Origin of the sequence: Pseudomonas sp. B21-051, from assembly GCF_024748795.1 — a bacterium.
Lineage (GTDB): Bacteria > Pseudomonadota > Gammaproteobacteria > Pseudomonadales > Pseudomonadaceae > Aquipseudomonas > Aquipseudomonas putida_A.
The window spans coordinates 2,796,860-2,808,564 of sequence record NZ_CP087166.1 but is presented as its reverse complement, the minus strand read 5'-3'; the positions used below and the strand labels follow the sequence as shown (position 1 = coordinate 2,808,564).

Below are 11,705 nucleotides of genomic sequence, written 5' to 3'. Positions count from 1 at the left end.
CACTCCCCCAAGGAACCCCCATGTCCGGGCTTGAACTGTTTGCCGCCGCCCTCGGTGTGATCGCCGTCTGGCTGACGGTCAAACAGAATCCGTGGTGCTGGCCGATCGGCCTGGTCATGGTGTTGCTGTACAGCTGGATTTTCTATGACGTGAAGCTGTACTCGGACATGTTGCTGCAAGTGATTTACGCCGCGCTGCAAGTCTACGGCTGGTGGCAATGGACCCGCGCCGGGACGATGCATGACGGCCGTGAAGTCACGCGTCTGGATCGGCGCTCGATCCTGCTCGGTCTGAGCGTAGGCGCCCTCGGCAGCCTGCTGCTGGGTGCGGCCATGGCGCACTGGACCGACGCGGCGCAGCCGTGGCTCGATGCCGCGCTGACGGCGTTCAGCCTGGTTGCGCAATTGTGGATGGCGCAGAAACGTCTGCAATGCTGGGCGCTGTGGTTCGTGCTGGATGTGATTTTCGTCGGCCTGTTCCTGTACAAAGGCCTGTACCTCACCGCCGCGCTGTATGCGCTGTTCACCCTGATTGCTGTGCAAGGCTGGCGCGAATGGCGCGCCGATCCGGCGTTGCAGCGATGAAGGTGGTAGTCCTCACCGGCCCGGAATCCACCGGCAAGAGCTGGCTGGCCGCTGGCCTGCAGGAGCGCTTCGGCGGCCTGCGGGTGGACGAATACGTGCGCTGGTTCATCGAGCAGAATCCACGCGATACCTACCTCAACGACATCCCCGACATCGCACGTGGGCAGTTGCAGTGGGAAGATCAGGCACGGGCACAGCAACCGCAATTGCTGATTCTCGATACCCATTTGCTGAGCAACATCCTCTGGAGCCAGACCCTGTTTGGCGACTGCCCGGCGTGGCTGGAACCCGAGCTGCTGGCGCGGCATTACGACCTGCACCTGCTGTTGTCGCCGGAGCAGATCGACTGGACTGACGACGGCCAACGCTGCCAGCCGCAGCTCAGTGAACGCATGGCGTTCTTTCAGGCCACCCGCGACTGGCTGGAACAGCACGGGCAACCGTTGCAGATCGTTCAGGGTGATTGGGATGAACGTCGGTCTCTGGCTTTCGAAGCCGTGGCGCGTTTGATGGCTGATTGACCTGGCAAACAGCTCCTTTCGGGCCCCAAGTGTCCATTCCTGAAACACCCACCCTTGCGCAAAGCAGCCGTTTAAATGGCCTTCATCATTCTGTCAGGGTATCTGTTACGCCGGTGAAACACCCCGGCGCAAACCGTTGTTCCAGAGCTTTGCACCGCCCCTGCCCCCGCCGCTGTCGGCATGACTGTATCAGCGCTGAAACAGGTTATGTATCAACGTTGCATACCGCAGCGCCAACCCGTTGAAAACAATAGATAACTCAAAAGCGGCACAGCTTTCGCTCTCTCCTTCCCAACGCTGACAAGAGCCAGCCCACTGAAGAAGGAATTGCCGCCGTGGGGAATATCAATAAAGGCCTGACCTGCCTTCTGCTGATTGGATCAGCCGCCAGCACATTCATCAGTTTCAACGTTCAGGCCGAAGGCAATGGCGTGATCGTTCTCAACCGCGACGTCCAGCCCATTCCTATCGGGCGCAGCGGTGGCAAAGACCCCTACCCAACCACGGTCAATGCCAACCCTTCGGCTCGCATCAATCAAGCGATGACCAGCACCGAACTCAATGACGGTGAATTTGCCAGTGTAGCCAGTGGCGCTTCGATTCGCGGCAATATCACCACGCCCACCGCCAACATGCCTGGCATGAACACCCTGACCAATCCCAACGGCCTGCCCGGCATGGGCGGCGGTCACGGCGGTGGCGCGGGCGGTTCGATTTCCAACACCGTCAACCGTGCAATGAGTTCCGGTCTTGCTCCGCTGACCCGCATGGCCGGAGGGCAATGAGATGAATCGTTCCCTTCTTTTACTTGCCCTTTTCGGCTGCGTCCAGGCGATGGCCGCCCCCGACTCGGTCAATAACGCGAACATTCAGGACACCGGTGTCCAGTACCGCGGCAACTACAACGTCAACCAGGCTGCTGGCGACCAGATGCAACAAACCAATACCAAAGCCATCGCCATTGGCACCTCGGCCAGTGCTACCACCAACGTCCGGCAGCACATCGATACACCGGCCAACCCTTCAACGAATGCCAGCGCCACCATTGGCGGCACCTCTTTCAGTAATGGCAACGGGATCCTGGGCGTGAACCAGGGCGCCGGTGCCAACAACCAGATGGCCAACGTGACGCGCGTCAGCATCAGTGCTGGCCCGCAAAGCGTTGACGACAGCGCCCTGTCGCAACAAAACGTGGCGCTTTTACCGAGCTCAGGAGCAACTGGCACCTCACCCGGCAGTCGCCAGGTCACGACAAGTGATCAGGCCTTCACCGGCAGCCGAGGGGTGATTCAGGTGAACCAGAGTGCCGGGGTGGGGAACCGTATGGCTAACACCCTGAGCATCCGGGTCGCTGACTGACCCAAACAACAAAAGCAGTGCAATTAGAAAGTACCAACACTTAACCAACTAATAAGCACGATGGAGAAACACCATGAAACCTACAATGGCTCTCAAACCACTGGTTTTCGCACTTGCAGCAGTAATGGCAATGGCGGCTCAGGCAGGCGGCAATGATCATGGTAACGGGCACGGCAATGGCCATGGCAACCATGAACCAAAAGGCCCTACCCTGGAACAACTTCTGCAGATCGGAGCCGGTGCCGGGGCTGCCGTACTCGATACGCAGAACAGCGATGGCAACCTGGTGGGCAACCAAGGCACCAAAAACGATGCCAACGTCAATAACTCGGCCAATGGCACCAACGGCAACGTCGGCATGAACAACACCGCCGGCGATGGCAACCAGCAAGACAACGCTGCTGCACTGGCGACTGCCGACGAAAGCTTTATCTTCGGCAGCGCGGTATCTGTCTCCAGCGCCACTCAGGTCAACAACAACAACGCGGTTGCCAACTACTCGACAACCAACAACGCCAACCTCAACAACGTGGGTAACGGCGGTTCCGGCAACATTGGCGTGAACAACAGTGCCGGCAACTTCAACCAACAGAAAAACAACCTGGCTATTGCTGTATCGGGTGGTCGTGTAGCTAACGCTGCTGCTGCTGCGAACCAAAGCTCCACTGGCCTGACTGTGTCCAATAACGGCACTCAAACCTACAAAAAAGATACCCTCACCGGCACCGTGGCCGCCGTCGGCGCATTCGCTGCCGTTGGCAAAGCTACTATCGAAGGTGATAAAGGCCACGGCGGTGGCGGCTATGGTGACAACGATCGCGGCCATGGCGGTAACGGCGGCAGCAAAGATCAGAAAGCCACCTTCGAAGCTGTCGGTGTCTTCGGCCTGGCTGGCGTCACCACTCAACAAGTGCTGACCCCTGATGGCTGGAAAAACCCTGTGACCAACAACGCAAACATCTCGAACGTTGGTAACAACTTCTCCGGTAACGCTGGTTACAACAACGCCGCCGGTGTTGGCAACCAACAAAGCAACTCGCTGTCCATCGCTGCAGGTTGCAAAGCCTGCATGTAATCGCGATCGAAACGAAAGCCCCGGAAACGGGGCTTTTCCTCAGTCCGCAAAGGCGTATCGATCATGCGTAAGACTGCCTTTATCGCCCTGCTTTGCCTGTCCGGCCTGACCCAGGCGGCCCAGATGCCTGTCGCTGCCCTGCCCGGCGGCGTACTCGTCTACAAGAACGTGCAAAGCATCCGTGAACGCAAGTTTGCCGACATCGTCGAACAAAAAACCGATTTCAGCTGCGGCGCCGCCGCACTGGCCACGGTACTGCGCCAGGCTTATTGGCTCGACGTCGATGAAGAGCACATCATCAAAGGCATGCTGGTCAACGCTGACCAGGACCTTGTTCGCACTCAAGGTTTTTCCATGCTGGACATGAAACGCTACATAGAAAGCATCGGCATGCGCGCCAGGGGCTACAAGATTCCACCGGAAAAACTCGACGACGTAACAATCCCGGTGGTGGTACTGATGGAAATTCGCGGCTACAAGCATTTCGTGGTGCTGCAGCGTTCGGACAAGGATTGGGTTTATATCGGAGATCCCGTCTTAGGCCACAAACGCTACGCCCATGATGACTTTGTCAAAGGTTGGAACGGCATCGTCTTCGCCATCGTCGGCCCCGGTTATGACAAAACCAATGCATTGCGCACGCCACCGACCCCGCTGACTGCGAAGAACAAGCTGGATAACTTCAACCCTGTCAGAGATGCCGAATTGATGGACTTCGGGTTCATACAGAGCGACTTCTTTTAATCGCCGATTATAAAGAATGGGACTGGATGTCCCGGGAGCAGCAGATGAAAACCTCATACTGGCTGGCCGCCGCCTGCCTGGCAGCGAGCGCGTCAGGCTATGCCAATGCAGGATTCAAACCCATAGAAGTTCAGGATCAGGAGCTGTCCCAGCTTCGTGGTCGTTACGTCATGCCGGGGCGGATCATCAGCTTCGGCATTGTCATGAGCAGTACCTGGCGCAACGCCAGCGGTGATCTGATCGGCGCTGCGACGTCGATGCAAATCCAGGCCGCCACGATCAAACCGGAATTCTATGTCTCGACCATCAAGGAACAGGGCAACGGCAGCACCCCGACGCCGGGCACTGGCAATGTCATTGGTGGCGCGGCACTCAACAGCAGCCAGGGCGTGACCCAAAGCGTACGCGCCGCCGGCGACGGCAACACCGCCAGCAACAACGTGGCAATCAACGTAAAAGAAGCCAATACCCCTCCGCCACTGGCACCCGCACAAGGCCAGGCCCTGATGGCCGGGCAGACCATCGGGGCCAGCAATGCCGCCGGCAGTGTCGCCGTTTCGGCCAGCAACAGTGGCGTGCAAATGGCCATTCAGGCCTCGGGCAATCAAGGCACCGCCCTGCAACAAGTGGCCCAGGGCGGCCTGCTGCAGAACACCCGCCTGCTCGGCAGCGCCAACGTGGTCAACAACATGACCCAACTCAATGTTGTGCTTAACAATAACGGCATCAGCCCCGGCGCACTGGACTGCAACCTGACTCAACTCAGGGCACTACGCAATATCGGATATTGAACTACGCTGAGTCTCGATCATTGGGCTTAAAGGGACGGCTTATTCATGTATCGATCAGTATCACTGCGTGCCGCTGTATGTCTGAGTACTCTTCTACCCGCGGCGATGCTGCAAGCAGCACCCGACGCAGATGTGGAGACCCTGAAACAGGAACTTCTGGAGCTGAAGCAACGATACGAAGTACAACAAAAGGCCCTGGCGGTGCTCGAACAACGGGTCCGTCAGGTTGAGGATCAACCGGCAGCCCCGCAACCCAAACGGCTGGCCAAGTCGCCGTCTGACATGAAAGGCAATCCAAAAGTCGCGACCAGCACCGGGGCTCCCGGCGTTGGCGCGGCCGCAGCGTCGGGGGGCGCAGCCGGGGGCAGCGGCGCTTCTTACGGTCAATCGCTGGCCGATGATTCGCAACCGGCACAGAGTGTGTCCAACCTCTACGACGAAGCCAGCGGCTTCTTCGGCGGCGGTAAATTCAGCTTTGAAACCGGCGTGACCTACTCGCGTTACGACACCCGGCAGCTGATCCTCAACGGCTTCCTCGCGCTGGACTCGATCTTTCTCGGCAACATCAACCTCGACCGGATCAAGGCCGACACCTGGACGCTGGACCTGACCGGTCGCTACAACTTCGACAACCGTTGGCAGTTCGACGTGAACGTGCCGGTGGTTTACCGCGAATCGACCTATCAGTCCGGTGGCGGCAACGGTGGTGCATCGAACGTCACGACGGAACAGGATGTTTCGCGCGACCCGACCATCGGCGACGTCAACTTCGGCATCGCGTACAAGTTCCTCGACGAGTCGGTCAACACGCCGGACGCCGTGGTCACCCTGCGGGTCAAGGCACCAACCGGCAAGGATCCGTTCGGTATCAAACTGCGCCAGACCGACGCCAACTCCAACCTGTTCGTGCCTGACACGCTGCCAACCGGCAACGGCGTCTGGTCGATCACCCCCGGCGTCTCGCTGGTCAAGACCTTCGACCCGGCTGTGCTGTTCGGCAGCTTGTCCTACACCCACAACCTGGAAGAGTCGTTCGACGACATCAGTTCGACCGTCAACCAGAAAACCCCGGGCAAGGTAAAAATTGGCGACAGCTTCCAGATCGGCGCCGGTATTGCGTTCGCTCTGAACGAAAAAATGAGTATGTCGTTCTCGGTGTCTGACCTGGTGCAGCGCAAGAGCAAGCTGAAACAGGATGGCGGTGATTGGCAATCGGTAGTGTCCAGTGACGCCAACGCCGGTTACTTCAACGTCGGCATGACCATTGCCGCCACGGATAACTTGACCATTGTGCCCAACCTGTCGATCGGCATGACCGACGATGCCCCGGACTTTTCCTTCAGCCTGAAATTCCCGTACTACTTCTAAAGAAAAAGATCGCAGCCTGCGGCAGCTCCTACAGAGTCAATCCCTGTAGGAGCTGCCGCAGGCTGCGATCTTTTGAGCTTTGGTCTCTAGCGAATCTGATGTTTATGCAGCAGGCGATAAAACGTCGGCCGCGACACTCCCAGCACCTTCGCCGCGACACTCAGGTTGTCGCTGTGGCGGTTCAACACATCGCACAGCGCCTGGCGTTCGGCGCGGGTCTTGTAGTCTTCCAGCGTACCCATCGGCGTAGAAATCGTGTGCTGGCTGAGCAATCCCAGATCCCGGGCTTCGATCTGTCGACCTTCTGCCAGAACCAGACCCCGTCGCACGCGGTTGGCCAGCTCGCGCACATTGCCCGGCCAGTCGTGCTTGCCCATGGCGATCAACGCATCCTCACTGAAGCTGCGCGGACGGCGGCCGGTTTCGTGGCTGTAGAAGTGCGAGAAATGGTTGGCCAGCATCGACAGATCACCGTGGCGTTCGCGCAATGGCGCGGTCACCACTTGCAGCACATTGAGGCGGTAATACAGGTCTTCGCGAAAACGCTTTTTCTCGATCGCCGCCTCAAGGTCGACGTGGGTGGCCGCCAGCACGCGAACATCAACCGGAATCGGCTGACTGCCACCGACGCGCTCGATGTGTTTTTCCTGCAGAAAGCGCAGCAGATTGGCCTGCAATTCCAGCGGCAGATCACCGATTTCGTCGAGAAACAGCGTGCCACCGTTAGCGGCCTCGATGCGCCCGACCTTGCGCTGATGCGCACCGGTAAAGGCGCCTTTTTCGTGGCCGAACAGTTCGGACTGAATCAAATGTTCGGGAATCGCCCCGCAATTGATCGCCACAAACGGCTTGCTGTGGCGCTGGGACTGGCGGTGCAGCGTGCGCGCCACCAGTTCTTTACCGGTGCCACTTTCACCGCGGATCAGCACCGGGGATTCGGTCGGCGCCAGTTTGCTCAATAACTTGCGCAGCTCGCGGATCGGCTTGCTGTCGCCGAGCAGTTCATGTTCCGGCTGGTCAACGTGAATCGTGCCTTGCCCGCGCAGACGCGCCATGCCGAATGCGCGCCCCAGGGTCACCTGGACCCGTGAGACATCGAACGGCAAGGTGTGAAAATCGAAAAACCATTCGCAGACGAAGTCACCGACGTTCTGCAACCGCAGGACTTCCTGGTTCAACACCGCGATCCACTCGGTGCCGCTGCGGCTGATCAGTTCCTTGACCGCTTCGGGACGTTCAAGGTGAAAAGGTTGCAGTCGCAGCAGCCCGACATCGCATGTCCGATCGGCGGCATTTTCCAGGGTACAACTGTCGACATCCCAGCCCACCGTGCGCAATCCGGGTAACAGGCGATGGCAGTCGTCACAAGGGTCGACTACCAATAAACGTCGTAACGCTGGCGCTTCGATCATGACTGTTCCTTGGCGCCAAATTTAAGGAAATTATTGTAAAAACAGTCATTTGGCAGACCCGACTGTAACATTAGCAAGAAATTGACAGGGCCTTGTATCGATTGCTTATAGGTGTACAAGCTAACGAGTTATAAGAAGCAAGTTTATTAGTCAGCTATCGAGTTGCTATCTTTCACCAGGCTTTCAAAAACGTTCGGAATGTTGAGCCTGAGCAATTAAGTTGAAATTTCTTTGTTTCGTGTGTGACCTGCCACGGGGTTGCGTGCATCAGTACAAGTAACCAGCCGAACGGTAAGCCCAACCGACGGCACATCACTTGATTGGGCACGACAGAGAGAAGACCCCAATGACCGCCCCGCTCCGTATCAACGAAGCTCTTTTGATTGCCAACCACGCGTTCAAACCCTTTCAGTGCGTGGCCTGGGCCCCACAAGACGGCAACGGCGAACTGAACCTGACCGTCATCGATCGTACCAACTCGCACATCGGTCGCCAGCAGATTCCGAGCAGCGCCTACTCCGACCCGGCGCAACTGGAACTGCTGTTGCAACAGGCCCGCGCCGAATTGAGCAAAGAAGGTTACCTGCTGCAATCGTGGTCGATGCCACATTGATCAGAGAGTCGTGCGGGTGACTTCCAAGTCATCCGCCCTCTGTTCTGTTAGTTATCCGCAGCAGTTCATCTCCAGTACTTCTGTACAACTTCCTTTAAAGCGTCAGGCGCCACTGCTTGGCATGCTTTCATTTGGTTCAAAAAGACACTGTTATGGCACAGTGCGACCCTCCACCTGTTAGTTCTGTCAGTTGAACTTGCGTGTATTCAGGGATTGAATGTTCCGCTCATGCAGTTACCCGCCCGATTCGGGCCTGGTCAACTTGCAAGGAGAAGCATGCATGTCCTCCGAGAACGCCTTTGCGCGACCGGCACTACTCAATCGCTGCGGACAACTGGACAGACAATTCGCCAAGACTGGCGTTGCTCAGGTCTATTTCGCTGGCAGTGTTTCCAGCATGACCCAGGGTGTTGCGCTGGATCGACAGGGGCGCGTGCTGGTCGCGGCCAAGATCGGTACTGCCCAAGGCAGCCGGTTTGGTCTGGCGCGAATACTCGCTGACGGTTCGGCCGACCTCGCTTTCGGCCAGCAAGGCAGCGTCATCGGCGAATTCGAACCCGGCTTCGAAGCCACCGCTGGCAAAATCCAGGTGTTGCCCGACGGACGAATCCTGCTGGCCGGTCTGCATTATCAAACCGCCCACCGCACCCTCCCCGCCCTGGCGCTGTTCAGCGCTGATGGAATCCCCGACCCCGGCTTTGGTGAAAATGGGCGCAAAGTGGTGCGCCTGCCCGGCGACCTGTCCATCGGCTCCCGCGATACCTGGCTGCCGCCCGGCGTGCCGGGCGCCGAAGCCTGCGACATCGCCGTGCAAGACGACGGGCACATTCTGCTGATCGCCAACCACCACTTCGAACTGGCCGACCATGCCGGCATGCTGATCCGCCTGATGCCAGACGGCGAGCTCGATAAAAGCTTCAATGGCCGCGGCTTCGTGATGATCCGCCATCTGCTGCTCAACACCTGGCTCAGCAGCCTTCTACTGCAGAAGGACGGGCGGATACTGGTCGCCGGCTCCATCGACTTCCCCCAAGAGGGGCTGGTGGCGCGCTATCTGCCTGACGGGCGCCTTGATGAACGTTTCGCGGTGGATGGCTTCCTCGCCTTCAAGGCCCACGGCCAAAGTGCCCTGGTCAGTCAGGTCATCGAATCGCAGAAGCATCTGCACTGCTTTGGCAGTAGTCGCGACCCGATCCGCTGCATGGCGCTGAGCCTGCACCCCAACGGTCGCCCGGAATTGCGCAGCAACGCCGGCCACCCCCACCTGCTGGAAATCGGCCCCAGCGGCTGTCAGTGGAGCGCTGCCCAGCGCATGGCAGATGGACGCATCATCGCGGTGGGTGCAACGATTGGCGGGATCGAAGCGGACTTCATCGTCGCGCGCTATTTGCCCGACGGGCGACTCGATGCGCGGTTCGGCAACGGGCACGGCTGGCTCCGCACCCGCTTGGGACACAGCCTGGACACCGCCAACTCGCTCGCCGTGCAGGCGGACGGACAAATCCTGGTTGGCGGCTATTCACTCGACGGCAACTACCGCGCCATGGTCGCGCGCTATCTGAATCAATAACTCCCCAGACTTGAACTTGCCAGGCACTTGCGGCAACTTGCGCGCTTCTTAAAACAAGGAGCAACCGATGTCCGGTTCACTGGCCAAGGCGTTCGCGCATAACTTCCTCGGGCATTCGCCCCGCTGGTACAAGGCGTGCATCGTCGGGTTCCTGATCCTCAACGCCGTGGTGCTGTTCACTGTCGGCCCGGTCGCCGCCGGCTGGCTGCTGGTGATCGAGTTCATTTTCACCCTGGCCATGGCCCTCAAATGCTATCCGCTGATGCCCGGCGGCTTGTTGCTGATCGAAGCCCTGCTGCTGAAGATGACTACGCCGCAAGCGCTGTACGATGAGTTGCTGCACAACTTCCCGGTGATCCTGCTGCTGATGTTCATGGTCGCAGGCATCTACTTCATGAAGGACCTGCTGCTGTTTCTGTTCTCACGGTTGCTGCTGGGCGTGCGCTCCAAGGCGCTGCTGGCGCTGATGTTCTGCTTCCTCTCGGCCTTCCTCTCGGCATTTCTCGATGCCCTGACCGTCACCGCGGTGATCATCAGCGCGGCGGTCGGCTTCTATTCGGTCTATCACCGCGTGGCTTCGGGCAATGATCCGCGTCAGGACAGCGAGTTCAGCGACGACCGCCATCTGCCTGCCCTGCACCATGAAGACCTGGAGCAATTTCGCGCGTTCTTGCGCAGCCTGCTGATGCACGGCGCGGTCGGCACTGCACTCGGTGGGGTCTGCACCCTGGTGGGCGAGCCACAAAACCTGCTGATCGGCCATGAGATGGGTTGGCACTTCGCAGAATTCTTCCAGAAAGTCGCGCCGGTCTCGCTGCCGGTGCTGGTGGCCGGCCTGGTGACCTGCCTGCTGCTGGAAAAACTGCGCTGGTTTGGCTACGGCACCCTTTTGCCGGACAACGTCCGCGCCGTGCTGGCCAATTACGCCGCCGAAGACAACGCCGAACGCACCCCGCGTCAGCGTGCCGCGCTGCTGGTACAAGGCACTGCTGCGTTGATCCTGATTGGTTGTCTGGCGTTTCACGTCGCGGAAGTCGGGCTGATCGGCCTGATGGTGATCGTGTTGATCACCGCGTTCACCGGCATCACCGACGAGCACCGTCTGGGCAGCGCGTTCAAGGACGCCATGCCGTTCACTGCATTGCTGGTGGTGTTCTTCGCCGTGGTCGCGGTGATTCACGATCAACAACTGTTCGCGCCGCTGATCCAGTGGGTGCTGGCGCTGCCGGCGGAGCAACAGCCGGGCATGCTGTTCATCGCCAATGGCCTGCTCTCGGCGATCAGCGACAACGTGTTCGTCGCCACGATCTACATCACAGAAGTAAAACAGGCCTTCCTGTCCGGGCACATGAGTCGCGAGCATTTCGAGACACTGGCGATCGCGATCAACACCGGTACCAATCTGCCAAGCGTGGCAACGCCCAATGGTCAGGCGGCGTTCCTGTTTCTGCTGACTTCGGCGATTGCGCCGCTGGTACGCCTGTCGTACGGGCGGATGGTGTGGATGGCGCTGCCGTACACCGTGGTGATGGGGTTGCTGGGCTGGTATGCGGTGAGTTACTGGCTCTGACAACAATCTCATGCAGGAGCTGCCGAAGGCTGCGATCTGTTGATCTTGCTGCATAAAAAACAAGATCAAAAGATCGCAGCCTGCGGCAGCGCCTACAG

12 protein-coding genes are annotated in these 11,705 nt (G+C 59.0%); 11 read left to right on the top strand and 1 reads right to left on the bottom strand.

Going from position 1 to position 11,705, the window contains the following annotated elements:
* The first annotated feature begins 20 nt into the window (after window positions 1–20).
* The 8 genes from pnuC (at window position 21) to LOY52_RS12535 (ending at window position 6,442) form a co-directional block, all read left to right on the top strand.
* Window positions 21–584, top strand: a complete 564-nt coding sequence (gene pnuC, locus LOY52_RS12570) for a nicotinamide riboside transporter PnuC (protein WP_258679683.1) — start codon at window positions 21–23, stop codon at window positions 582–584.
* A complete protein-coding gene (locus LOY52_RS12565; RefSeq protein WP_258679862.1) occupies window positions 581–1,105 on the top strand; it encodes an AAA family ATPase in 525 nt (174 codons plus the stop codon). Before pnuC ends, LOY52_RS12565 begins: the two co-directional genes overlap by 4 nt.
* 335 nt (window positions 1,106–1,440) lie before the next feature.
* Window positions 1,441–1,890 (top strand): hypothetical protein, encoded by a 450-nt coding sequence (locus LOY52_RS12560; protein WP_027612703.1) that lies wholly within the window; start codon window positions 1,441–1,443, stop codon window positions 1,888–1,890.
* Between the two features lies 1 nt (window position 1,891).
* Window positions 1,892–2,464, top strand: coding sequence for an adhesin (locus LOY52_RS12555; RefSeq protein WP_258679682.1), 573 nt, complete (start codon window positions 1,892–1,894; stop codon window positions 2,462–2,464).
* A 73-nt stretch (window positions 2,465–2,537) separates the two neighbouring features.
* A complete protein-coding gene (locus LOY52_RS12550; RefSeq protein ID WP_007964628.1) occupies window positions 2,538–3,539 on the top strand; it encodes a hypothetical protein in 1,002 nt (333 codons plus the stop codon).
* A 63-nt stretch (window positions 3,540–3,602) separates the two neighbouring features.
* Complete coding sequence (locus tag LOY52_RS12545) at window positions 3,603–4,283, top strand: C39 family peptidase (protein ID WP_258679681.1); 681 nt, start codon at window positions 3,603–3,605, stop codon at window positions 4,281–4,283.
* 44 nt (window positions 4,284–4,327) lie between these two features.
* Complete coding sequence (locus LOY52_RS12540) at window positions 4,328–5,074, top strand: hypothetical protein (RefSeq protein ID WP_123586475.1); 747 nt, start codon at window positions 4,328–4,330, stop codon at window positions 5,072–5,074.
* Window positions 5,075–5,119: 45 nt separating this feature from the next.
* The gene (locus LOY52_RS12535) at window positions 5,120–6,442 is read left to right on the top strand and encodes a hypothetical protein (RefSeq protein WP_258679680.1); all 1,323 of its coding nucleotides are present in this window, start codon (window positions 5,120–5,122) and stop codon (window positions 6,440–6,442) included.
* A gap of 86 nt (window positions 6,443–6,528) precedes the next feature.
* On the opposite strand, the gene LOY52_RS12530 is transcribed toward LOY52_RS12535, so the two are convergent.
* On the bottom strand, window positions 6,529–7,854 hold the full coding sequence (locus tag LOY52_RS12530) for a sigma-54 dependent transcriptional regulator (protein WP_007964636.1): 1,326 nt from the start codon (window positions 7,852–7,854) through the stop codon (window positions 6,529–6,531).
* A gap of 346 nt (window positions 7,855–8,200) precedes the next feature.
* Here LOY52_RS12530 and LOY52_RS12525 point away from each other — a divergent pair, with 346 nt between their 5' ends.
* From LOY52_RS12525 to nhaB, 3 genes are all read left to right on the top strand, one after another.
* The gene (locus tag LOY52_RS12525) at window positions 8,201–8,467 is read left to right on the top strand and encodes a hypothetical protein (RefSeq protein WP_003225374.1); all 267 of its coding nucleotides are present in this window, start codon (window positions 8,201–8,203) and stop codon (window positions 8,465–8,467) included.
* Between the two features lie 280 nt (window positions 8,468–8,747).
* Window positions 8,748–10,037, top strand: a complete 1,290-nt coding sequence (locus tag LOY52_RS12520; RefSeq protein WP_258679679.1) for a hypothetical protein — start codon at window positions 8,748–8,750, stop codon at window positions 10,035–10,037.
* 67 nt (window positions 10,038–10,104) lie between these two features.
* On the top strand, window positions 10,105–11,607 hold the full coding sequence (gene nhaB, locus LOY52_RS12515; RefSeq protein ID WP_258679678.1) for a sodium/proton antiporter NhaB: 1,503 nt from the start codon (window positions 10,105–10,107) through the stop codon (window positions 11,605–11,607).
* The last annotated feature ends 98 nt before the right edge of the window (window positions 11,608–11,705 follow it).